At 45.9% G+C, this 22735-nt stretch carries 22 protein-coding genes and 2 pseudogenes; all 24 read right to left on the bottom strand.

The genetic code is table 11. The features are described from left to right. Nucleotide 1: 1 nt before the first annotated feature. The 24 genes and pseudogenes from ccmA to fliJ all read right to left on the bottom strand — a co-directional run bounded on the left by ccmA (nt 2) and on the right by fliJ (nt 22719). Nucleotides 2-619 carry a cytochrome c biogenesis heme-transporting ATPase CcmA gene (gene ccmA / locus IHV80_RS04380; protein WP_192890172.1) on the bottom strand — a complete coding sequence of 206 codons (618 nt, stop codon included), beginning with the start codon at nt 617-619 and terminating at the stop codon, nt 2-4. A 279-nt stretch (nt 620-898) separates the two neighbouring features. Beyond that, the gene (locus tag IHV80_RS04375) at nt 899-1408 is read right to left on the bottom strand and encodes a DUF2802 domain-containing protein (protein WP_192890171.1); all 510 of its coding nucleotides are present in this window, start codon (nt 1406-1408) and stop codon (nt 899-901) included. Continuing rightward, nucleotides 1408-1902 (bottom strand): chemotaxis protein CheW, encoded by a 495-nt coding sequence (locus IHV80_RS04370; RefSeq protein WP_004736225.1) that lies wholly within the window; start codon nt 1900-1902, stop codon nt 1408-1410. The genes IHV80_RS04375 and IHV80_RS04370 overlap by 1 nt, the downstream gene beginning before the upstream one ends. 216 nt (nt 1903-2118) lie before the next feature. Next, the gene (locus IHV80_RS04365) at nt 2119-3474 is read right to left on the bottom strand and encodes a chemotaxis protein CheW (protein WP_226088508.1); all 1356 of its coding nucleotides are present in this window, start codon (nt 3472-3474) and stop codon (nt 2119-2121) included. Further along, on the bottom strand, nt 3461-4243 hold the full coding sequence (locus tag IHV80_RS04355; protein WP_192890170.1) for a ParA family protein: 783 nt from the start codon (nt 4241-4243) through the stop codon (nt 3461-3463). Before IHV80_RS04355 ends, IHV80_RS04365 begins: the two co-directional genes overlap by 14 nt. Before the next feature lie 10 nt (nt 4244-4253). Continuing rightward, complete coding sequence (locus IHV80_RS04350; protein WP_192890169.1) at nt 4254-5378, bottom strand: protein-glutamate methylesterase/protein-glutamine glutaminase; 1125 nt, start codon at nt 5376-5378, stop codon at nt 4254-4256. Nucleotides 5379-5391: 13 nt separating this feature from the next. Continuing rightward, entirely contained in the window at nt 5392-7599 is a 2208-nt protein-coding gene (locus IHV80_RS04345; RefSeq protein ID WP_192890168.1) for a chemotaxis protein CheA, read from the bottom strand. Between the two features lie 9 nt (nt 7600-7608). Next, the gene (locus IHV80_RS04340) at nt 7609-8340 is read right to left on the bottom strand and encodes a protein phosphatase CheZ (RefSeq protein WP_017104842.1); all 732 of its coding nucleotides are present in this window, start codon (nt 8338-8340) and stop codon (nt 7609-7611) included. Between the two features lie 114 nt (nt 8341-8454). Then, on the bottom strand, nt 8455-8823 hold the full coding sequence (gene cheY, locus IHV80_RS04335) for a chemotaxis response regulator CheY (RefSeq protein ID WP_017104841.1): 369 nt from the start codon (nt 8821-8823) through the stop codon (nt 8455-8457). A gap of 42 nt (nt 8824-8865) precedes the next feature. Continuing rightward, entirely contained in the window at nt 8866-9600 is a 735-nt protein-coding gene (locus tag IHV80_RS04330) for an RNA polymerase sigma factor FliA (protein ID WP_017104840.1), read from the bottom strand. Continuing rightward, nucleotides 9593-10480 carry a MinD/ParA family protein gene (locus tag IHV80_RS04325; protein ID WP_102436967.1) on the bottom strand — a complete coding sequence of 296 codons (888 nt, stop codon included), beginning with the start codon at nt 10478-10480 and terminating at the stop codon, nt 9593-9595. Before IHV80_RS04325 ends, IHV80_RS04330 begins: the two co-directional genes overlap by 8 nt. A gap of 13 nt (nt 10481-10493) precedes the next feature. Beyond that, nucleotides 10494-12011 carry a flagellar biosynthesis protein FlhF gene (gene flhF, locus IHV80_RS04320; protein ID WP_192890167.1) on the bottom strand — a complete coding sequence of 506 codons (1518 nt, stop codon included), beginning with the start codon at nt 12009-12011 and terminating at the stop codon, nt 10494-10496. Between the two features lie 27 nt (nt 12012-12038). Continuing rightward, on the bottom strand, nt 12039-14138 hold the full coding sequence (gene flhA, locus IHV80_RS04315; protein ID WP_065104897.1) for a flagellar biosynthesis protein FlhA: 2100 nt from the start codon (nt 14136-14138) through the stop codon (nt 12039-12041). A 258-nt stretch (nt 14139-14396) separates the two neighbouring features. After that, nucleotides 14397-15527 carry a flagellar biosynthesis protein FlhB gene (gene flhB / locus IHV80_RS04310; protein WP_017110125.1) on the bottom strand — a complete coding sequence of 377 codons (1131 nt, stop codon included), beginning with the start codon at nt 15525-15527 and terminating at the stop codon, nt 14397-14399. A gap of 9 nt (nt 15528-15536) precedes the next feature. Then, entirely contained in the window at nt 15537-16319 is a 783-nt protein-coding gene (gene fliR, locus IHV80_RS04305) for a flagellar biosynthetic protein FliR (protein ID WP_192890166.1), read from the bottom strand. Between the two features lie 6 nt (nt 16320-16325). Continuing rightward, on the bottom strand, nt 16326-16595 hold the full coding sequence (gene fliQ, locus IHV80_RS04300; RefSeq protein ID WP_029235191.1) for a flagellar biosynthesis protein FliQ: 270 nt from the start codon (nt 16593-16595) through the stop codon (nt 16326-16328). An 11-nt stretch (nt 16596-16606) separates the two neighbouring features. Further along, nucleotides 16607-17536, bottom strand: coding sequence for a flagellar type III secretion system pore protein FliP (fliP, locus tag IHV80_RS04295; RefSeq protein ID WP_192890165.1), 930 nt, complete (start codon nt 17534-17536; stop codon nt 16607-16609). Next, nucleotides 17523-17942, bottom strand: a complete 420-nt coding sequence (gene fliO, locus IHV80_RS04290; RefSeq protein ID WP_192890164.1) for a flagellar biosynthetic protein FliO — start codon at nt 17940-17942, stop codon at nt 17523-17525. Before fliO ends, fliP begins: the two co-directional genes overlap by 14 nt. After that, the gene (gene fliN, locus IHV80_RS04285) at nt 17942-18352 is read right to left on the bottom strand and encodes a flagellar motor switch protein FliN (RefSeq protein WP_004739851.1); all 411 of its coding nucleotides are present in this window, start codon (nt 18350-18352) and stop codon (nt 17942-17944) included. The genes fliO and fliN overlap by 1 nt, the downstream gene beginning before the upstream one ends. Before the next feature lie 27 nt (nt 18353-18379). After that, complete coding sequence (gene fliM, locus IHV80_RS04280) at nt 18380-19423, bottom strand: flagellar motor switch protein FliM (RefSeq protein ID WP_017110130.1); 1044 nt, start codon at nt 19421-19423, stop codon at nt 18380-18382. A 7-nt stretch (nt 19424-19430) separates the two neighbouring features. Beyond that, nucleotides 19431-19919, bottom strand: coding sequence for a flagellar basal body-associated protein FliL (gene fliL / locus IHV80_RS04275; protein ID WP_065104900.1), 489 nt, complete (start codon nt 19917-19919; stop codon nt 19431-19433). A gap of 53 nt (nt 19920-19972) precedes the next feature. Beyond that, nucleotides 19973-21607 (bottom strand): annotated as a pseudogene (locus IHV80_RS04270) (flagellar hook-length control protein FliK); the annotation flags it as partial. 281 nt (nt 21608-21888) lie between these two features. Next, nucleotides 21889-22099 (bottom strand): annotated as a pseudogene (locus IHV80_RS25455) (flagellar hook-length control protein FliK); the annotation flags it as partial. A 182-nt stretch (nt 22100-22281) separates the two neighbouring features. Then, the gene (fliJ, locus tag IHV80_RS04265; RefSeq protein ID WP_192890162.1) at nt 22282-22719 is read right to left on the bottom strand and encodes a flagellar export protein FliJ; all 438 of its coding nucleotides are present in this window, start codon (nt 22717-22719) and stop codon (nt 22282-22284) included. Between the last annotated feature and the right edge of the window lie 16 nt (nt 22720-22735).

Below are 22735 nucleotides of genomic sequence, written 5' to 3'. Positions count from 1 at the left end.
ATTACTCACCCAACTTTATTTTTCTTAGTTTCGGGCTATCAGCAAACATGTCTTGGTGAGTGGTCAGTAACACAATGCCACCATTATCAGCATGCTGAGAAAAAAGAGATTCCAGAACTTTCACACCCTGCTTATCAATCGCAGTCAGTGGTTCATCTAAAATCCATAACATTTGCTTGCTCAACCAAAGACGCGCCAACGCAACACGGCGTTGCTGACCTGCAGAAAGTTGACCAGCTGGGACATCCTCTCTTCCAGCCAGACCCACTTGAGTCAGGGCATGATAGAGCTCTTCCTTAGTTGTATCAGAGTTATGAATCGATTGATAAAAGCTAAGGTTCTCGTATGCACTAAGCTCGCGTTTCACGCCAGTTTGGTGACCAAGAAAAAGCAAATTTTGATGATAAATATCTCGACTCGACTCAATAGAATGGCCATCCCAAGAGATAGAGCCTTCATCACGGTCACCTAACCCAGTAATGATTCTCAGGAGTGTCGTTTTCCCAGTACCGTTACGACCTTCAACTTGAACCAGTTCGCCTGGTTTTAGCTGAAAAGACAACGATTCAAATAGAACCCTGTCGTCACGAATAGCAGTTAAATTAGAGACTTCTAGCATAGGTAAATTTAGTCGAGTAATGAGAGGGCTATAGTAGCACACCAATAAGGTGACAAAACAGGACTAGGCGTTTTCGAGGGAACAAACTCCGTAAGAAACTGTTACTACCGCATCACAATTTACACATTTTTATTCTTGAAGCAGATATTGCCTTAGATACAAGTACTTATAAACATCGTTCTATAAATAAATCGACAGCCATAAAAAAAGAAGCCGAAGCTTCTTTTTTGAGGAGTACATAATAAACATCTGATTATTAATACTGATTGATCGCTCAATTTAACGACGTCGAGGCGGAGGCTTACGATCGTGAGAAGAGGGTTGTTCGTCAAAAGATGACGGATTACTTCTTAATGAAGGAACCTTCTCTTTGCCTGCAAGCTTATTCTGCAGAGACATCATTAGCTCAGCTTCTGCTTTGGGCAATTCGCATTCTTCAATCAGTTCGTTGATCCCAGCACCAAGCTGAACCATTTTGGTCGCTCGGGTGTACAAACGGCCATCAGTATCAGCGTGTTCGAGTTCAACGATACGCTCATTCAAATGCTTAATCACATCTTGTTGCTCGGTCACTTTTTGACCAAGACCAAGAACAACAGAGCGAACCTCAAGTAATTGCTTACTCGATTTTTGCAGCTCTTTATCTAGGTTACGAACTTGTAGACGTGATTGGTCTACCTGTTTTTGAATAGCACTTTTCACTTTACTAAGCAAAATCAAGATGAACAACGTAAACACGCCGACTCCTGCAATTAACACTGCAGGACTCAAAGGAAGCGCTTCAAACATTACAGGTGAGCCATCTCATCCCATTCGTCTTCGCTTAGTAGTTTGTTTAGATCTACTAAGATAAGCAGCTTGCCATCACGGTTGCTTACACCTTGGATGAACTTAGCACTTTCGTCAGTACCAACACTTGGAGTCGTGTCGATCTCAGAAGAACGTAGGTAAACTACTTCAGCAACGCTATCCACTAAGATGCCAATAACTTGACGCTCAGATTCGATAACGATGATACGAGTGTTGTCTGTGATTTCACCTTGCATCAAACCAAAGCGAGAACGAGTGTCGATAACAGTCACAACGTTACCACGTAGGTTGATAATACCTAGAACGTAGTCTGGAGCACCCGGTACTGGAGCGATTTCGCTATAGCGCAGTACTTCACGTACCTGCATAACATTAATGCCGTAAGTTTCTTCTTCTAGCTGGAATGTCACCCATTGAAGTACTTCATCGTTAGTTGGGTCTTTTCTTACTTCAATTTCACTCATATGAGACATATTTAATCCTCTTGCCGTCGTTACCGACCACTATTGTTAACTTGATGCTTATATTGTACCAATCGTAGTAAATAACTGCTCACACTAGCTTGTTAAAATGCTCAATAACGGCGTTAGAATTTTTGATTGTAGAATAACTACTTATCGAAAAGTTCTGCCTTGTTCTCAAGCCTTTTTCCTACGCTATTTTTGATCACTTACTTACTGTGATTAGTACTAGCCCAATGCTTTTACGTCTAGCCCTGCATTTAGCATGGCGATCAATGCTTCGACATGAATCAAAGCACACATTTTTTCCTTAACCATACCAGCGAGCCAAGGCCGTTTCCCAGCCATCTCTCGCCAACGTACTTTATCTGTATTGAGAAGCTCGGTGCCTTTCAGCTCAGTGCCGGCAAGCCCCCACAAGCTCTCTCCAAGCATGACTATATATTGATAGTTTTCTTTGTATTCATCATTCGTTAGTTTCTCAGACATCACCCACTTGGCGGTGTCGACAACATCTAACTGACTATCACGGCTAGTTTGTAAACCTAAATACCAAGCTGGCTTACCAATGATATGACTTAACTCTTCAAGGCGATGGATGCCGCCAAGCTCATCAAGTGGCACCGCAAAGGTCACGCCGTTTACATCAAAATACAAGACTTGAAAGTCTTCTGTTCGAGCTGTGCTTTCCCATGATGTAAACCGTTCAATGCCGCCTGATTGAGTTTCAAGCTCAACCTCAGGTTCACTGATCGATTCAATCTCTGGTTCTTCAGCGTTCGTTTGATCTTGCTGAGCTTCGACGTTCAGCTCTTCAGCTATTGGAGACTCAATTATCTGCTCAACAGGTTGATCAATAACCATTGATAAGTCTGGCTCTGGGAGATTCCAGTCTTGAATTTCAGGCTCTACAGAAAGCTGAACGGATTCCACGGCAGCATCAAACATTTGCATGTCTGCGTGTTGAGCAATTTTCTGCGTGTTTTGATCCATCAATTCATCAAGATTCAGTTCATCAACCACGTTAGTCGCTTCTAAACGACTAAGTAGCTTCTGCACATCCTCAAGGTTTGGAACCTCGAACTCCGCCTCTCGCAACTCTGCATAGGTAGAGTAACTAGAACGCTCTGGCTCTGGCTCTGGCTCTGGCTCTGGCTCTGGCTCTGGCTCTGGCTCTGGCTCTGGCTCTGGCTCTGGCTCTGGCTCTGGCTCTGGCTCTGGCTCTGGCTCTGGCTCTGGCTCTGGCTCTGGCTCTGGCTCTGGCTCTGGCTCTGGCTCTGGCTCTGGCTCTGGCTCTGGCTCTGGCTCTGGCTCTGGCTCTGGCTCTGGCTCTGGCTCTGGCTCTGGCTCTGGCTCTGGCTCTGGCTCTGGCTCTGGCTCTGGCTCTGGCTCTGGCTCTGGCTCTGGCTCTGGCTCTGGCTCTGGCTCTGGCTCTGCAGATGATGACTCATCGTTAGGCTCGTCAACAAAAAATTCGTCGGAATCCAGAACTTCATCGCCTAGCAGCGCGGTAAAGTAATCATCAAGTGCTTGTTCACTCGATAAACTTGGTCGCGCCATTGTTGATTCTCTATTCGCGCTCATTTATCGCCAGCCTTTCGAGATAAATAAGCAGCTGTTTGTAAGCAAATACACCACGACTACCCGATGCAAAATGAGATGCTGGTAAGCGCTTTAGGCTTGCATCTCTAAACTTAGTGTCAATAGGGACTGCAGATGTCCAAACTTGATTTGGATAATCTTCTTTCAGCTGAGTTAACGTCTGTAATGAAGCTTTGGTTCGCTTGTCATACATCGTTGGTACCACCGTCACTTTAAACGGTGTTTTGCGTGATTTTTGCATGATAGTCAGAGTGCGAATCATGCGCTCCAACCCTTTCATTGCTAAAAACTCAGTCTGTACTGGGATGAGGATACGATCACTGGCTGCCAATGCATTCACCATCATAACGCCAAGAATCGGCGGACAATCGATCAATACATAGTCATAGTCATCTTTCAAAGCGGCAAGCGCACGCTTTAAAATTAAGCCCATTCCACTGCGATTACCCATCACACGATCTAATGTCGCGAGCGACATATGTGCAGGGATAATATCAATGCCTTCAACTTCAGTTTGCAATGTCAAAGGTCTTACCGTCTGAGCAGTAAACTCACGCAACTGAAATAGATCAAACAAACTCGACGCCACCGTATCTGAGTCGTAACCCAGATAAGTGGTCAGTGATGCATGCGGATCGGTATCAACCAACAGAACACGGTGCCCTTTCAAAGCAAGCAAGCCTGCTAAGGTCACTGTCGTGGTTGTTTTGCCAACACCACCTTTTTGGTTTGCAACACTCCAAACAATCATGTCGATTTACCTAAGCTAAGCCAACTTCAACCAAGATTCTTTCCGCAATGCGGTCTAGAGGTAGGTCTTCAGTAGAAATGCCAGCTTTTGCTACAGCTTGAGGCATACCATATACAACACAGCTATCTTCGTCTTGCGCCCAAATCGTCGAGCCCGCAGTTTTTAACATACGCGAACCTTCTCGACCATCTGCACCCATACCTGTCAGTATCATAGACAAGACTTTGTCACCGTAAATCTTCGCAGCAGAGCCGAATGTGACATCCACACAAGGCTTGTAGTTCATTCGGTCGCCGCCATCGATAATTCTCAAGCGAGCAGACCCTGCACGACCATCAACCATCATCTGTTTACCACCGGGAGCAAGGTAAGCCACTCCTGGTTTCAACACATCTCCGTCTTGCGCTTCGCGAACTTCAATCTTACACAAGGTATTCAGTCGGCTTGCAAATGCAGCTGTAAAAGTTGCTGGCATGTGCTGAACTAACACGATCGGATGTGGATAGTGAGCTGGAATGCGAGTCAAAATCTTCTGCAGTGCAACAGGACCGCCAGTCGACGTACCAATGGCAGTTAACTGATACTTTTTACCTGACGCTCTAAATTTTGCAGTCGATGCAACAACAGGCTTCGCGGCAGGCGTTGCCGCTGAAGTAGTTTGACGCAGCGATGAAGCTGTTGACGCTGTTGCTGCTGCCGTTGATCGAGGAGCAACAGGTGTACGACGCATAAACGCGCGCTTAGCGGCAATTTGAATCACACGCTGCTGAAGCAGAGCGACAGCATCGTCACGGTTTCGAGCGATGTCTTCGAACTTCTTAGGTAAGAAATCCAGAGCTCCGGCATCTAACGCATCCAATGTTGCTCTAGCACCATCATGCGTTAACGATGAAAACATCAAAATAGGCGTTGGAGACGCGGCCATAATTTCACGAACGGCTGTGATGCCGTCCATGACTGGCATTTCGATGTCCATAGTAATGACGTCAGGTCTTAGCTTCTTTGCTTTTTCAACCGCTTCTTTACCATTTACAGCTACATCGATGACTTCTAGGCGAGCCTCTGAGTTGATGATCTCGCTTACGCGACGGCGGAAAAAGCTCGAATCATCAACGACTAATACTTTAATCGCCATATTTATCCTTAAATTAAATTCTTGATGCTGCAGCGTACTGCTTCAACAAGTCAGGCACATCGAGAATCAATGCAATGTGTCCATCACTTGTAATTGTCGCGCCGGCCATACCTGGCGTACCTTGCAACAACTTATCAAGTGGCTTGATAACGACTTCTTCTTGGCCAATCAGCGTATCGACAACAAAGCCAACTCTTTGGCTGCCAAGCTGAACGATAACAACGTGGCCATGTCCTTTGCGTAGTTCAACAATACCGGCTTTTGGTGCAAGCCAATTTTGCAAATAGAACAACGGGATAGATTTATCACGGACGATGATAGTCAACTGGCCATCAACCACGTTAGTGCGGCTAAGGTCTAAGTGGAAAATCTCGTTCACAGAAGCCAATGGCAATGCGAATGGGTGACCCGCAACACCGACCATCAAGGTTGGTAGAATCGCAAGCGTCAGTGGAACCTTGATCGTAATCTTGGTGCCTTGACCCATTTCAGAATCGATATCGATCGAGCCATTCAGCGTATTGATCGCTGTTTTCACAACGTCCATGCCAACACCACGGCCAGAGATATCTGAGATTTGCTCTTTGCTTGAGAAGCCAGGTGCAAAAATAAGATTGAAACACTCTTTGTTTGATAAGCGAGACGCTGCGTCTTCGTCCATCAGGCCACGTTTAACCGCAATAGCACGAAGCTTATCAGGGTCCATACCGCCACCGTCATCAACGATAGCCAATTCAATATGGTCACCTTCTTGCGAGGCAGATAGGATCACTTTACCTGTTTGTGATTTGCCAGCTGCAATACGAGCTTCAGGCATCTCAATACCGTGGTCCACAGAGTTTCTCACTAAGTGAATCAGTGGATCGGCAAGTGCTTCTACTAAATTCTTATCAAGATCCGTTTCTTCACCGCGCATTTCAAGAACAATGTCTTTCTTCAAACTACGAGCAAGGTCGCGGACAACTCGTGGGAAGCGGCCAAAAACTTTCTTGATCGGCTGCATACGAGTCTTCATTACCGCACCTTGAAGGTCTGCGGTAACAACGTCTAAATTCGAGACGGCTTTCGCCATTTCTTCGTCGTTGCTGTTTAAGCCTAAACTAACCAGTCGATTACGAACCAATACCAACTCGCCCACCATGTTCATAATGGTATCGAGAGTTGATGTATCAACACGAACCGTTGCTTCCGCTTGTTGCTTCTTCGCTGGCGTTTTAACTTCAGCCTTAGCTGGAACATTCGGCTTAGGTTCAGCTTTAGCAACAGCAGGTTTAGCAACAACAGGGGTTGCAGGCTGTGGCTTAGGCGCAATTTGTGGTGCAGGTGCAACAGAAGCAGCTTTTACATCAGCAGGCTTAGTTGCAGCATCCAGCTCTTCAATCGACGGGCCATTGCCTGAACCATGTAACTGGTCAAGTAACTTCTCAAACTCTTCGTCCGTCATCAGGTCATCGCCTTCAGACATCGCCGAAACTGGAGCAGCAACAGGGGGCGGTGGCGGTGGCGGCGTTGAACTTGCCGCTGTCGGACTATTGCCCGCACCGTGCAGTTCATCTAATAACTTTTCAAATTCGTCATCAGTAATATCACCACTGTCAGCAACTGGCTGAGGTGCTGCGGGCGCTGGCGCTGGCGCTGGCGGCGGTGTTGGTGCAGAAGCTGCTGTTGGTGAACCACCTTTACCATGAAGTTCATCAAGTAGGCGTTCAAACTCATCTTCAGAGATATCATCGACTGAAGATGCACTGATGCTAGAGCTTTCTACAACAGGCTCAGGCGCAACAACAATAGGTTCAGGGATGACAGGTGCTAGCGCAACTTCATCAGCAGCCTCTGGTTTACAGAGACGATGAAGTTCATCCAATAAAGATTGGTCAGCGGGTACTAAAGCTTCCTGATCTTGCACGGCTCGAAACTGTACATTAACTGTATCGAGAGCCTGCAGCATCGTATCCATCAAGCCTGATGTTACGCTGCGTTGGCCGTTTCTTAGAATGTCGAACACATTCTCAGCACCATGACAAGTATCCACCAGCTCAGTCAATGCTAGGAAACCAGCACCACCTTTTACTGTATGGAAACCACGGAAAATAGCATTTAATAGGTCTTTGTCGTCAGGGTTATTCTCAAGCTCTACCAATTGTTCTGATAGGAGTTCAAGAATCTCTCCTGCTTCGACTAAAAAGTCCTGAAGAATATCTTCGTCTAAATCGTAGCTCATACGTTACCTTTAAAATCCAAGACTGGATAACAAATCGTCGACTTCATCTTGAGATGCCACAGCGTCTTCGCGCGCTTCTGGGTTCATGATTGGACCCTCAGGAGCAATAGATGCTTTCTTCTCTTTCTCTGGAGTTGGCTCTATCTGATTCGCACCGAATACCGTGAGAATCTCGACCAAACGTCCTTCAACCTCATTTACCAAGGTAATAACTTTGCTAATGATCTGCCCAGTTAAATCTTGGAAATCCTGAGCCATCAAGATTTCAGTCAATTGTCCACGTAGTTCAGTACTATCGCCTTCTACTTGGACAAGTAATCCATCAATGCGGTGACATAAAGCTTTAAATTGTGCCAGCTCAATGCGGCCATGCATCAGTTCATTCCATTGAGGCCTTACTTGAAGTAAACACTCGTGTAGGTTGTCCGCTATTGGCATACAACGATCGACTGCGTCCATCGTCTTGTTTGCTGCAACTTCCGTTTTATCAATGACATATTGAAGGCGATCCCTAGCATCAGGGATTTCATCATTTGCGATAACGCTGATGCGCTCATCGAAATTGAATTGAGCCAAAGAGTCATGGAGGTCGCGAGTCAGACTACCTATTTCTTGAAGCATTGGATTGTCTTGAAGACTAAAATTATCTTCATAAATGCTTCTAACAAGAGAATCAGCACCTTGCTGCTCATCGTTTTCAAGCAGCTCTACTAATTTTTTTGCTTGTTCTAATGAAATCATCCTGAGTTCGGCCTTACTCCGCATACTTTGTGACGCTTCGACTATTGAGATAAACAACAAACTTAACTGTGAGTGTTTCTCTAGAAGCGCCTAAAAACAGGTTATTATTGACGCTTATAAGCGATCAAAAATCTTATCAAGTTTCTCTTTCAGAGTTGCCGCTGTGAAAGGCTTCACAATGTAACCATTAACACCTGCTTGAGCAGCTTCGATGATCTGTTCACGTTTCGCTTCTGCCGTGATCATAAGCACTGGAAGGTGCTTAAGTTCTGCGTCTGCACGAACGTGTTTTAACAGGTCAATACCTTGCATACCAGGCATGTTCCAGTCGGTTACCACGAAATCAAATTCGCCTTTTTTCAGCATTGGTAACGCGGTCAAGCCATCGTCTGCTTCTTGAGTGTTGTTGAAACCTAAATCGCGTAGTAGGTTTTTAACAATTCGGCGCATCGTTGAAAAGTCGTCAACAATGAGAATTTTCATGTTTTTGTTCAAATTAGCCTCCACTGAATAAAACCAGTGTTGTTAGTCGTTCTGTGTCCAAGCACTTAACTTAGTGCGTAGACGCTGCATAGATTGGCTCAGTATTTGGCTGACACGAGATTCGCTGACACCTAACACTTCCCCAATCTCTTTTAAATTGAGTTCTTCGTCGTAATAAAGTGAAAGCACGAGGCCTTCCCTTTCCGGAAGTTGTTTTATCGAATCGATCAAAGCTTGGCGAAATGACTCATCAGCAACCCCTTGAAAAGGCGTATTGTCTTGAGAGTCTTCATTCGGAGATATGACATCATCTGAGACGCCTAAATCTTCGATACCGACCAATCTTGAACAGTTAATATCGGTCAATGCACTGTGGTACTGATCTAAACTGAGCCCCATATGTTTTGCTACTTCGGCATCACTTGGGTCTCGATTCAGAACACTTTCCAATTCTGCAATCGCACTGCTGATTTCTCGATTATTTTTGTGAACCGATCTTGGCACCCAATCCCCACGGCGAATGTCATCCAACATAGCCCCGCGAATTCGAATACCAGCATACGTCTCAAAGCTTGCGCCTTTCGTACCATCATAGTTTTGTTGCGCTTCAATCAAGCCAATCATGCCAGCTTGAATTAAGTCATCAACCAATACATTAGGCGGCAATCGCCCCAACAAGTGATGAGCGATACGTTTAACCAACACAGAGTACTTCTCAAAAAATGCCTGCTGGCTATTGAGATTTGCATGCTGATCGTAGGTAAGCGCTTTATTCACCAAATGGTTCCTCTACAAATTCAGTACGGTTCAGCAGCCTTTCAACAAAAAATTCCAAATGTCCGCTTGGCGTTTTTGGTATTGGCCACGTCAATGCTTTATTTGCTAATGAACTGATTGCCAATGCGGCAGGAGAGCGAGGGAACGCATCTACTACGATTTTCTGTCTCTTGACTGATTGACGTACTTTATCATCTAAAGGAATACATGCTACGAGTTCGAGGCTCACATTCAAGAAACGCTCTGTGACCAAAGTCAACTTTGCAAATAATTCTCGGCCTTCGCGATAGCTTCTGACCATATTTGCAACAATTTTGAATCGCTGAACTTGGTGCTCTCGGCTCAACAGCTTAATTAAGGCATAGGCATCAGTGATCGAAGTTGGTTCATCACAGACCACAACCACGACATCTTGCGCTGCTCTCGAAAAGCTAATCACCATGTCCGAGATGCCCGCTGCCGTATCGACTAGCAAGATGTCCATCTCGTCTTCAAGAGAACCGAACGCTCGAATCAAACCAGCATGTTGAGCATGTGAAAGTTCAGTCATGCTTTGTGTACCCGATGTCGCTGGAATTATCTTAATTCCATGCGGCCCTTCGACAATCGCATCCTTAAGTTCACACTCACCCGCCAAAACATGCCCTAGGTTTCGTTTAGAACGAATACCCAGCATTATGTCGACGTTAGCCAATCCTAAATCGGCATCCAGTACCATGACTTTTTTGCCTTGGCGAGCCATGCAAATAGCCATACCTAACGTCACATTAGATTTACCTACCCCACCCTTACCGCCAGTTACAGCGATAACTTTAGTGATTGAAGGCTTCGTTAAGCGACGGAGGCCGCTAGCTTGATCATGTATCATATTTTCATTCATATTTATCCGCCGCCTAGAGTCCTTCAGAATCGCTATTCCAGTAATGAGGTTCATTCTCTGTAGATTTCTCTAATAACTCATTCGCCTTAGCAATCATGTACTTTGGCTGAGCTATAACGATATCCTCAGGAACTCGTTGACCATTTGCTATGTAAGCAACTGGTAATGCATTTTGTATTACCACACTGATGAACTCACCCAAACTGAGCGATTCATCCAGCTTAGTCAGGATACATCCTGACAACGGGATTCTTCTAAAGTGTTCAATGGTTTCTTGCAGCACTTTACGTTGCGCGGTTGCCGGCAACACAAGGTAGCTATTGATAACGGAACCACTCTCTTGCATCAATGTGTCTAACTGCTCAGATAGACGAACATCTCGCTGTCCCATACCAGCAGTATCAACCAGAATCAGGCGACGATTACGTAATTGATATATTACATCGGCCAGTTCACTAGAATCTTTAGCAACTCTTACAGGACAACCCATAATTCGACCATAAATCGATAACTGCTCATGTGCACCTATGCGATATGTGTCTGTTGTCACTAGTGCGACGTTATCTGCGCCGTACTCCATTGCTGCACGGGCTGCGAGCTTAGCAACGGTTGTTGTTTTACCTACGCCAGTCGGGCCAAGTAAGGCCACAATACCACCGCGTTTTAAAATATCTTTTTGTGTCACTGAGATTTGATCAGCGACCAGAGCAAGCAAGGCTTTCCATGCTCGTGCTGGTTTTGTGTCTTCTGGAATGTAGCAGGCCATTTGATCGGCGAGTTCTGCCGAAACACCCATACGTTCTAGGCGCTTGATAAGCATCGCTCTCAAAGGTTCGCGACGTTCGACTTCCTGCCACATCAGTCCAGAGACTTGATGCTCTAACAGACGGCGAATTGAGGTCATCTCTTCGCGCATCGTTTCCATTTCGGTGTCTGAACCTTTCGACTGACCAGGATCACGGCCACGATCGTAGCGAGTAGGGTCTAAGCGAGGAGCTGGACGCTCGACTCTGCGATCTTCGGCAATCAATTTAGATAAACCAGATTCACGAGCAAAAGCCGAATCTACGTTGCTGCTGCCACGAGACTGATGGTTACCTAGAGACGATTGATTACTGCCAGACTGGCGGTTAAGCAACGCGGATAACGAGTCTTCATTTTCAGCTCGGTGCTGCGGTTCGTCGTCTGCGCCATGGCTATATTGCTTGAGCATGTTAGCGAAGCGCTTAGTCATTGAACGTCCGCCTTCAGCATTCGACTGCAGGCTGACTTTGTCATCATCTAACTGACGACGCCCAGATGGAACGGCTGGTGCAGCCATTTGGGTATATTGACTTTGCGCAGGCTGCTGAGGCTTGTTGAGTTTTGGGCTGGCTGTCGACGGGCTAGACTCGCCATCAATAGCGGCCACAATTTCAACGCCACCTGCGACCTTTTTGTTAGACATGATCACCGCTTCTGAACCAAGTTCTTCTTTAACTTGGAGCAGCGCGGTTCGCATATCTTTTGCAAAAAATCGTTTAATTTTCAATTCGATCGTCCGTTCTAATTAGGCGGCTTAATTACCAACAGCTTGTACAATGCGTATCTGCTTTTCGTCCGGTATCTCTTGGTAAGATAAAACTCTTAAGCTTGGGATCGTGTTTTTCACGAACTTCGCGAGAGTGGAACGTAATACACCAGAAGTCAGTAACACGGCTGGCTCACCTTTCAGTTCTTGCTCTTGCGTTGCATGGCTGAGGGATGTCTGTAAACGTTCAGCTAAGCCAGGTTCAATACCAGCAGATTCTCCGCCGGATGCCTGCATGGTTTGATGCAAGATTTGTTCCAGCTCAGGAATCAAGGTAATCACTGGCAATTCAGGCTCTATACCATTGATTTCTTGAACAATTAATCGTTTCAAGGAGATACGAACCGCAGCAGTAAGTATGTCAGGTTCTTGACTCTTACTTGAATACTCCGACAAAGTTTGGACTATAGTGCGGATATCTCGAATTGGAATGGCTTCATTGAGTAGGTTTTGCAGCACTTTTACGACCACACCAAGCGGCAGCTGATCCGGTACAAAGCCTTCCACCAACTTAGGTGTCGAGCGACTCAGCATCTCGAGTAAGTTTTGTACTTCTTCATGACCAATAAGCTGTGATGCATTGTTGGTTAGCAATTGGCTGAGGTGCGTTGCCAGTACGGTCGATGAATCCACAACCGTGTAGCCTAAAGCTTGGGCGTGTTCACGCTGCTCTTCTCTAATCCATACCGCTTCAAGGCCAAATGCGGGATCAATCGTCGGCTCACCATCGATCATCCCATAGACTTGACCCGGGTTAATCGCCAGTTCCATATCAGGCTTAATCTCAGCCTCGCCAACGGCAACACCCATCAGAGTGATACGGTAGCTGTTTGGCGTGAGTTCTAGGTTATCTCGAATGTGTACCGCCGGAATCAGGAAACCGAAATCTTGAGACAGCTTCTTACGAACCCCTTTCACACGCTCTAGCAGTTCGCCACCTTGATCTCTATCCACGAGCGGGATCAAACGATACCCGACCTCCAAACCAATAATATCGACAGGTTGAACGTCATCCCAAGAGAGCTCTTTCTGGGAACCCGTTTCTCCGTTCGCTTCAACCGTGGCGGGAAGGTTGGGTTGTTCAGCCTTCTTCTTGTTCTTTTTATCGATGTAATACGCACCTGCACCCGCAACGATGGCAAGGCTCAAGAATGAGAAATGCGGCATGCCAGGAACAATACCCATAATGCCAAGGATAGCGGCAGTGATCATTAGGGCTTTAGGGTTGTCGAACATTTGGAAGACAAGTTGCTCGCCCATGTCTTCATCGGTGTTTTGACGCGTTACCATCATCGCAGCAGCAATAGAAAGTAGCAGCGATGGGATTTGCGCAACCAGACCATCACCGATAGTCAGCAGCGTATAGATTTCGATTGCTTCGCCAAAACCAAGATCGAACTGAGCCATACCGATACTCAAGCCACCAATGATGTTGATGAACAGGATCAAAATACCGGCGATTGCATCGCCTTTCACAAACTTAGACGCACCATCCATCGAACCGTAGAAATCGGCTTCTTTGGTGACTTCAAAACGTCTGGTACGAGCCTGATCTTGGTCGATCAAACCTGCGTTTAAATCGGCATCGATTGCCATTTGTTTACCGGGTAAGGCATCCAACGTGAAACGTGCACTTACTTCCGAGATACGACCTGCACCTTTGGTTACAACCATGAAGTTGATGATCATCAGAATCAAGAACACCACTAAACCAACCGCATAGTTACCACCAATAACCACGTTACCGAAAGCTTCAATCACGTTACCGGCCGCATCGCCCCCTTCATGACCGTGGAGCAGTACCACACGTGTCGAAGCAACGTTCAAGGCCAGTCGAAGTAGCGTTGCAATCAGAAGTACCGTTGGGAATGCAGCGAAGTCCAAAGGCCTGCGGGTATAAACCGAAACCAAAAGCACAACCATAGACAATGCAATGTTGAAGGTGAAGAACATATCCAACAAGAAAGCTGGAATTGGTAGCACCACCATAGCGAGCGTGGCAAGTACCATAACAGGCGCGCCAATCGCAGGCATGGCACGGTTAGGAATTTTAGGTAGCTTGTCCGCAAAAGGGAGGGTAAATTTCATAAATCTGGGTAGTATCGCTATGTTGTAGCTCTTCCACTAAGCAACTCGAGGCTCAGGGCTAAGCTATATTGCCAAAATTTATAGCAATAAGGTTTATGATGATCAGGTTTATCATGATCGGACTTATAAGGTTCGGCATTGATATAGCAAGCACTGTACCAATATCTCAACGTCAATTTATCGTCACAGCTTACAAATAAAGACGCTCGGATACGCCACCATTATCCAGCTTCATTGGGCTGAGCTCAAGCAATTGATCTAATGACGTAAATCAGGTGGGATCGGCATATTAGAATCTTGCAATTTCGGCCTCTCCCCTCCTCTTTTTCTGTACTGTTTCAGCTGGAACACATATGCAAGAACTTGAGCAACGGCCGTAAACAGACCGTCAGGAATTTGCTGTTCTAGCTCGGTAGTGTGATATAGCGCCCTAGCTAACGGAGGCGCTGGAATAATATAGATGTCGTTTGCACGTGCAATTTCACGGATCTTCATCGCCATATGATCGACACCTTTGGCAACGACTATCGGTGCTTTATCTTGATTCTGTTTATAGCGTAGAGCGACTGAGAAGTGTTCCGGGTTGGTGACAATCACATCGGCCTGAGGAACATCGGCCATCATACGTCGCTGAGCCGCTTCCCTCTGCAACATACGAATACGCCCTTTCACTTCAGGCTTACCTTCAGTGTCTTTAAACTCATCTTTAACTTCTTGCTTGGTCATTTTAAGTTGATCGGCGTGTTGCCAAATCTGAAATGGGATATCAATCGCCACCACAATCAACAAAGAGCAACTAATAAGCAGAATAAAGTTAAGCAATATGTCCAAAGCGTGGAAGATATTCTGCGGATACACATCCATGCTCAATTGCATTAAGTCATGTTGAGAGGCTTGGATAAGATAGATAGCCATACCCGACACCAGAGCGACCTTCAAAATAGATTTCAGCAATTCAACCCAACTTTGTAGGCCAAACATACGCTTAATACCGCTTAAAGGATTGAGCTTAGACGCTTTAGGCATTGCAGCTTGCATCGAGAAGTTGACACCACCGACACCCGCAGCGCCAATCACAGCAGCCACGAACAAAGTGATGAGAATCAAGAACAGTGGAAACAGCAAGTTGACCAAGGCGCCACCAGCGATTTCCAGCAGCTTATTGGTATCAAAGATTTCGTCACGACTGAGCGAAAACAGACGTTGCATGGCTTCGAACAAAGCTTTCGCCATCGATTCGCCAAACCACATTAAAGAAATCGCGCCTACAATCAGTACCGACGCTGACGCTAACTCTTTTGACCTTGCAACCTGCCCTTTTTCTTTGGCCTGTTGCAAGCGTTTGGGCGTGGCGTCTTCTGTGCGTTCTTGACCGTCTGACTCTGCCATTTCAGTCTCCTAGCAATCCAATCTGATGAGACGACATATCTGTTGTTCGCCGAGCATCCAGAATAGTTCATAGTGACTGAATAAGCCGCCAAGGATGTACCAACAAAGTAACAGACCCACGAGTAGCGCAAACGCAAAACCCAAAGAGAATATATTTAACTGAGGTGCAGCACGTGTCATTACACCAAAAGAGAGGTTAATCGTGAGCAGCGCAATAATGCCAGATAATGACATCGCCAGCGCTGTTTTGAACATGATGCCCAACCACAAGGCGAGCTCTCTGAAATCGACCGCGGTTAAAGAACCACTACCTATAGGTAATGTTGTAAAGCTAAACACCACCAGCTGCAGCATTTTCAAGTGACCGTCTGTCGCCAGAAAGAACATGGTCGCGAGCAACATAAACAGCTGACCAAGTACTGGCGTATTCTGACCGTTTGCTGGGTCAACCATTGAGGCGAAGCCCAAACTCGATTGCATACCCAGAATCTGACCGAGCATAACAAAGGTTTGAATCAAAAACTGAGTGACGAACCCCATCGCAACACCAATCACGATCTGCTCAAAAACCGTGAGGAAGCCTTGAAACGACAACAGTTCAATATCTTTAGGGACGGCAGGAATCGCTGGCATAACGGCAAGTGTAATCGCTAAGCCCAGATACAGACGAATTCGTGGCGACACAAAGCGCGCACCAGTTACCGTCATCACCATCAGCATGGCTGAGATGCGAGTGTATGGCCAAAAGTAATTGGCTAACCACTCGAGTACTAAGCTTGTTGGGTATTCCATTGCAGTTTAATACAACACTTGTGGTAAGCGTTCAATAAGTTCAAAAAAGAACTCCATCATCATCTGCGTCATCCAGTGAGCAAACAACATTAACGCCAACAAAGTTACGATCAAACGAGGCAAGAAGCTGAGGGTTTGTTCATTGATTGAGGTTGCAGCTTGGAATACCGCCACCACCAAACCAATCAGCAGACTAGGAATAATAATGGCGCACACCATTATCAGTACCATCCAAAGTGCATCTCGGAACAATTCTACGAATATTTCAGGATTCATTATTCCCCCAGCTACAAGGCAAAACTGCCGGCGAGTGTGGAGAGTATCAAGTTCCAACCATCAACAAGGACAAACAGCATTAGCTTGAACGGCAAAGATACAATCATTGGTGACAACATCATCATACCCATGGCCATCAACACCGAGGCAACGACTAAATCAATAATTAGGAACGGCAAGAACAGCATAAAGCCGATTTGGAATGCCGTTTTCAACTCTGACGTGATAAACGCAGGGATTAAAACCGCCATTGAAACATCTTCAGGGTTGGTCACTTCCGCACCCGAGATCTCAACAAAGGTTTCCAGATCTTTGATTCGAGTCTGTTTGAGCATAAACGACTTAATCGGACCTTGGGCGACATCGAATGCCTGTCGTGCCGATATCTGTTCATTCAGATAAGGCTGAACGGCTTGCTCATTGACCTGATTGATCACCGGAGACATGATGAAGAAGGTCAAAAATATTGCGATACCAATGATGACTTGGTTTGAAGGTGTTTGTTGCAAACCCATCGCCTGACGCAAGATAGACATCACCACCACAATACGGGTGAACGACGTCATCAAAATCACCATCGCCGGCAAGAAGCCAAGCATGGTCATTAAGGCTAAAATTTGTAGATTGATCGAGTAGTCTTCGCCACCATTGGCATTAGTGGTCATAGTAAAGGCCGGAATACCGCCACCATTACCTGTAAGACTACCTGTGGTCATGGTTGTCGATTTGGCTTGATCTTGCTCCATCGTACTAATAGTGACTGACTCTGAGCCAGCTGTATTCGCTGGAATCACGGTGCCATCTTCAGCTTGTGCAAATACCGACACGCTGAATACTAGGGAGCATAGGAGAATGAGCGGAACCAACCACACTTTCACCATTCGAAAAGCTCCGCTTTGGCAAAAGTAAGATGAGTTCAAAAGTCCGTTACTTGTTTGCATCTTTTTTTATTAGCTGGGAAAGCTGACTTGAGAATGTGCTTTTTTCCAGCATCTCCTGAGTAAGTGGTTTATCAAGCTTAGAGATCAGCTGAATTGATTGTGTAGTGATACCCACTAAATACTGATCCTCACCCGCTTGAACGATAGCAATACGTTCTTTTGTCCCAACCGCTATCTGTCTCACAATGGACAAGCCTTGTTGGTTGGACATTGTTGGCACTTGCATTCTCTTAAGCAGCCAAGCGATAAACAAGATGAAGGCTATAACGAAAATTAGCGACCCAAAGGTGGTCGCTAAATCAAGAGAAGGCGGCGTTGCAGCAAAGGCAATGGAAGGCATAGACAATAGGCCGATGCCTAAGACTCCGCGATACAAACCCACTAGTCTTGGAGACGAAAGGCTCATTAACGTAGCTTCTTAATACGTTCTGTTTGGCTAATCACGTCAGTCAAACGAATACCAAACTTGTCATTCACGACAACCACTTCGCCGTGAGCGATCAAAGTGCCGTTTACCATCACATCTAATGATTCACCAGCAATTCTGTCTAGCTCAACAACCGAACCTTGGTTCAATTGAAGTAAGTTACGGATACTGATCTGAGAGCGGCCCACTTCCATTGAAATGGTCACTGGGATATCCATGATGGTATCCAGCTTACGACGCTCATCTTCAGAAATCGGCGATGACGAATCCGTTAACTCATCCAGTGGTGCCGCGAGAACATCATCAACATCAATTGACGGTGCTGAAGGGTCTTCACCAAGTGCTGCAGCCCATTCGTCTGCTAGCTTTTGATCTTCACTAGGTTCCATTACCAATTCCTATACATTTATATTTTGCTAATCGTTATCATCGCTATTTTCTAGTTCAGACATCAAGTCTTTACCTAGGAAAGCGAGATCGGTTTTAACCACGTGCGGTCTTTGAATTTTTTCAGAAATCTGTACGGCCAGCTTTTCACCTGAGCGGCCCATTTTCACACGATAGGTTGGTAGTTCTTCAACAAACATCGTCGCATGCTCTGGCATATTCATCGGGATAACATCCCCAGGACGAAGTTCCATCAAATCACGCAGCGAGATATCTTGCTCGAGTAAATTAACACGGAAGTTAACCGGTACATCCATGATTTCATCACGCAGTGCCGAACTCCAACGAACGTCGGTTTCCATCTTGTCTGATTGCACACCCGCATCAAGCAATTCACGAATCGGTTCTACCATGGAATAAGGCATAACCACGTGGAAATCACCGCCGCCGCCATCAACCTCAATATGGAACGAACTCACAACAATCACTTCTGTTGGGCTGACGATATTCGCCATACTCGGGTTCACTTCTGAATCCAAGTATTCAAACTCAACGCCCATCACGGGAGACCAAGCTTCTTTGTAGTCTTCAAATACAATTTTAAGCAGTAGCTGGATGATTCGTCTTTCAGTTGGCGTAAATTCACGACCTTCAATCTTGGCGTGGAAGCGTCCATCGCCACCAAAGAAGTTCTCTACCAAAATGAAAACAAGACGAGCTTCCATGGTGATTAGCGCCGTGCCTTTTAGCGGTCGGAAGCGCACCATGTTTAAACTGGTCGGCACATACAATGTGTTTTGGTACTCACCAAATTTCATCATTTGTACGCCATTGATCGACACTTCAGCCGTTTTTCGCAACATATTAAACAAGCTGATCCGCATATGACGCGCGAAACGCTCATTAATAAGTTCAAGGGTCGGCATTCGACCACGAACGATTCGGTCTTGAGATGAGAAGTCGAAATTAACCGCATTCTCGTTTTCGGACTCTAAGACATCTTCAACTTCTTCAACATCGTCGACACCATGTAATAGCGCATCAATTTCGTCTTGGCTTAATAAATCGGTCACAAATTACCTATTGAATTACGAAGTCAGTGAATAACACTTTTTCAATAACAGGCTGACCCACTGCTTGAGCCAGACTTGCTTTAATATCTTCTGTTGCCTTGTCACGAAGTTCTACTCGCCCTATTGGTGAGCGCAATTGGTCTACCGTTGCAGAGGCAAATGTCGCCAATAATGTACTTTCAACGAGTGGAGAGTGGTATCGAGCAAGGTCTTCATTCTTGCTACCTCGTACCATAAGCTGCGCTTTGATCTGTACCAGACGATCTTTTTTGTCACCGGTGACATTGAACAAAAAAGGTTGTGGAATATTAACATACATCACAGGTTCAACCGCGACTACAGCGGTAGCAGACTGAGATTTCGATTCAGAGGCATCGTCACTAGAGCCCATGAAAAAGAACACAGCAGCACCGATAGCAAGCAGTAAAACAACGACAGCAATTATGATTATAAGTAGCTTACTTTTCTTTTGACCTGGGGCTTGTTCTGCAAACATATTCTTCTCTAACTTCCTGTTATTTCCACAGACTAACGGATCTAAACCTGATACTAGGCATAATAACTAATTCCATCACGCTTTGATGCGACATTCAATTCAAGATTGCTGCCGTTATCAAGGTTTTCATCACCTTGCCCATCATTTGTGCGGTTAGAGCCTGATTGTTGTTCACCATTGTTATAGCTATCTTGGCTCTGCCCAGAATTCTGTTGTTGGACAGACGAATCGGCCAGTTGCATACCTTGTTGAGCAAGCATCTCTCTCAAGCGTGGCAAAGTCTGCTCAATCACATCTCTGGCTTGTTGATTGCTCACCGTAAAGTGCACGTTCGCCACGTCATTATTCATGGTCATGCGAATTTTCATTTGACCCAATTCTGGCGGGTCGAGACGGATGTCCAAGTTCTTAAGGTTCTTAGACATCATCATCTGTACTTTTTCTGCCACTTGCTCGTTGGCTAGCTCTTTAGTGAGCAGCAAAGGAGCCTGTTGAGCCGCTTGAATTTCAGCTCGAGTAGGAGCCGAACCTGTCGTTGCAGTACCCTGAACACCAGCGGCAGACGCTATCTGCTGAGCTAATGTCGAATCTTTGGAGTCTTCTTTAGCACCAGTCTTTCCAAGACCGGACAATGCGGCCGTGCCAGCGCCAGCTTTGAGCAACATATCCGTTAAACCCGCTTTAGTCGCTGCTACTGGTGCATTCATTGCTAGGCTTTGCGCCGTTAAACTCGGATCCAAGGCTGCTTGTTGTGTAGAAGCTGCATTACCCTGCTGAGCTGCCAACTGTTGAGCGGCAGCCTGTTGCGCCGCGTGCGCATTATTGGCATGTAACATTGTTGCCTTGTCCGCAACAGCATTAGTTGCAGCTTGAGATGACATCTGTGACGTCGCTTGTTGGGCTGCCGTCGCGACAGCCGCTGTCGATGCCACTGCAGCTAGCGCTTTCGCTTCAGCCGAATCCGTATTATCCCAGTCAATTGCTGCTGGTTTACCTGATACACCGTTCAAGTCCGGAGCTTGGCTTAACAGAGCGTTTGCTTGCTGTTGAACATCCATGAGTTGCTGGTTCAATACTTCAAGGTTAGACGTCGCTTTAGCCAGAGCGGTTTGCTCATCAACCGACAACTTAGCGCCGCTTTGTTGCTTTTGAAGCAGACCATCGACGATTGACTGTTCTGAGTCGATTTGCGCATTCAATTGGTTCAACGCTTTGGTATGAGCATCAACCTGCTTTGCGAGCTCAATATCTGCTGGCGAGATTGCTTGACCTTGAACAGCCGCAACATCACTAGCCACATTTTTTTGGCTCAGTTCTCGGCTCATACTCGCTTCGATTTGTTCGGGAGTAACGCCTTTATCCATCAATTGACGGATTTCATCATCTGTCAGTTGAGAAACGCCTTTACCACCGGTAAGCACTGCGATTTCAGAATCGACGTCCAAGCCACTATCTTGATTTGCGACATTGGCTTGTTGTACCGCCTTGCCCACTTCGCCTGTAGCGGAAGCTCCTGCAACAGAAGCGCCCGCGATATGACCTTGAGCTTGGTCTAACTGAGTTTGCTGAGGCAAGCCCTTGCCGTTCGGTGTTTGATTAAGTGTTTTCTTTGCCTCATCCAACTGACCAAGTAACTTATTACCCTCATTCATCGCAGCATTAGCTTGAGATGCACCTTGAGGTTGTTCCCCTTTGGCTAGTGACTTATCGGTGAGTGTATTGTCATCGGTTGGATTCGATGGGCTTGTACCTTGCAGTGTCGGTTCTAATTCAGACGTTTGTTCAGCAGCAATTTTTTCAGTGACTGCTTTTTCATTAGACACTTTTTCAGCCTCCAACTTTGCAGAAGCTTGCTTAGTTTGAGCTTCACTTGCAGCGTCTATGCTCTTAGGTTCGCTACCATCGCCTTTAGTCACTTCAGAAGAAGCTTCAGCTGAACTCGATTTAACCGATGCACTGTCATCACCCGAAGTAGAGGCTTGCTTACCGTCAGATTTGGAGGCGCTGTCAGCATCTTTTGTTGTTTTGCTGTCACTTTCTTCAAAGCCAAGCGCTTCTTTAAAAGACTCAAAGAAACCTTTTGAGTCGCCGGTTTCTTCTACCTTTGGAGATGCAGAACCGGTGTCCAACAATGATGACGTTTTGTTGGTCGCTGAGTTTGAGGAAAGACTAACATTCATATATACAAGCTCTATCTACTAGCTTTGCTGCCACAAACTAGGCAACAAAAAGAAAGTCGGGCGTTTTTCATACCTTTGTGGGGCATAACACGCAATTTTATATAAAACGGAGCAAGAAACATGCCTATAAGTTTCGATTTTACAATCTGCCGAACAATACCTGTATCGTTCGTGGCTTAAGATCACATCTTCTTTCGGCCATACATCAGAGTCGAGAACTCATCCATTTGTTTTTGTTCTCTTTGGTCTTGCAGTTTGGCTTTCTCTTTCTGCTTTTTCTCCATCAACCACTCGTAGGATTTACGCTTTTTACGTAGTTCCATCCAATAGTCTTGGCAGTTGTCGACCTGATTTTTAAAGTGGTGTTCCGCTTCTCTTTGCTTGGAAAGCGTTTCGTCAAGCTGAGTCAGGAATCGATTCAAGTGACCATATTGGCTGGCTGTAAGCCCCGCTTTACCTCGGTCGACTAATTGCTGACAATAATCGAGTCGGTATTTTTCAATCTGCGTGACCTGATCGTAGTAACCTTGCAACTCAGAATTCGCTTTGTTTAGCGCCAATACAGCTTGGTTCTCTTGGTCTTTCGCTTGATCGAGAAGAAATTCTAACGCGTTATCCATGATTGACCTTATTCAA

The organism is Vibrio bathopelagicus (genome assembly GCF_014879975.1).
Taxonomy (GTDB): domain Bacteria; phylum Pseudomonadota; class Gammaproteobacteria; order Enterobacterales; family Vibrionaceae; genus Vibrio; species Vibrio bathopelagicus.
The sequence above is the reverse complement of the archived record's forward strand: the minus strand, read 5'-3'. Positions and strand labels throughout refer to the sequence as shown.

What these genes read in the sequence shown, in the direction of transcription:
- ccmA (WP_192890172.1), bottom strand. Translation starts at nt 619, where the DNA reads ATGCTAGAAGTCTCTAATTTAACTGCTATTCGTGACGACAGGGTTCTA.
- IHV80_RS04375 (WP_192890171.1), bottom strand. Translation starts at nt 1,408, where the DNA reads ATGTTTGAAGCGCTTCCTTTGAGTCCTGCAGTGTTAATTGCAGGAGTC.
- IHV80_RS04370 (WP_004736225.1), bottom strand. Translation starts at nt 1,902, where the DNA reads ATGTCTCATATGAGTGAAATTGAAGTAAGAAAAGACCCAACTAACGAT.
- IHV80_RS04365 (WP_226088508.1), bottom strand. Translation starts at nt 3,474, where the DNA reads ATGAGCGCGAATAGAGAATCAACAATGGCGCGACCAAGTTTATCGAGT.
- IHV80_RS04355 (WP_192890170.1), bottom strand. Translation starts at nt 4,243, where the DNA reads ATGATTGTTTGGAGTGTTGCAAACCAAAAAGGTGGTGTTGGCAAAACA.
- IHV80_RS04350 (WP_192890169.1), bottom strand. Translation starts at nt 5,378, where the DNA reads ATGGCGATTAAAGTATTAGTCGTTGATGATTCGAGCTTTTTCCGCCGT.
- IHV80_RS04345 (WP_192890168.1), bottom strand. Translation starts at nt 7,599, where the DNA reads ATGAGCTACGATTTAGACGAAGATATTCTTCAGGACTTTTTAGTCGAA.
- IHV80_RS04340 (WP_017104842.1), bottom strand. Translation starts at nt 8,340, where the DNA reads ATGATTTCATTAGAACAAGCAAAAAAATTAGTAGAGCTGCTTGAAAAC.
- cheY (WP_017104841.1), bottom strand. Translation starts at nt 8,823, where the DNA reads ATGAAAATTCTCATTGTTGACGACTTTTCAACGATGCGCCGAATTGTT.
- IHV80_RS04325 (WP_102436967.1), bottom strand. Translation starts at nt 10,480, where the DNA reads ATGAATGAAAATATGATACATGATCAAGCTAGCGGCCTCCGTCGCTTA.
- flhA (WP_065104897.1), bottom strand. Translation starts at nt 14,138, where the DNA reads ATGAAATTTACCCTCCCTTTTGCGGACAAGCTACCTAAAATTCCTAAC.
- flhB (WP_017110125.1), bottom strand. Translation starts at nt 15,527, where the DNA reads ATGGCAGAGTCAGACGGTCAAGAACGCACAGAAGACGCCACGCCCAAA.
- fliR (WP_192890166.1), bottom strand. Translation starts at nt 16,319, where the DNA reads ATGGAATACCCAACAAGCTTAGTACTCGAGTGGTTAGCCAATTACTTT.
- fliQ (WP_029235191.1), bottom strand. Translation starts at nt 16,595, where the DNA reads ATGAATCCTGAAATATTCGTAGAATTGTTCCGAGATGCACTTTGGATG.
- fliP (WP_192890165.1), bottom strand. Translation starts at nt 17,536, where the DNA reads ATGCAAACAAGTAACGGACTTTTGAACTCATCTTACTTTTGCCAAAGC.
- fliO (WP_192890164.1), bottom strand. Translation starts at nt 17,942, where the DNA reads ATGAGCCTTTCGTCTCCAAGACTAGTGGGTTTGTATCGCGGAGTCTTA.
- fliN (WP_004739851.1), bottom strand. Translation starts at nt 18,352, where the DNA reads ATGGAACCTAGTGAAGATCAAAAGCTAGCAGACGAATGGGCTGCAGCA.
- fliL (WP_065104900.1), bottom strand. Translation starts at nt 19,919, where the DNA reads ATGTTTGCAGAACAAGCCCCAGGTCAAAAGAAAAGTAAGCTACTTATA.
- fliJ (WP_192890162.1), bottom strand. Translation starts at nt 22,719, where the DNA reads ATGGATAACGCGTTAGAATTTCTTCTCGATCAAGCGAAAGACCAAGAG.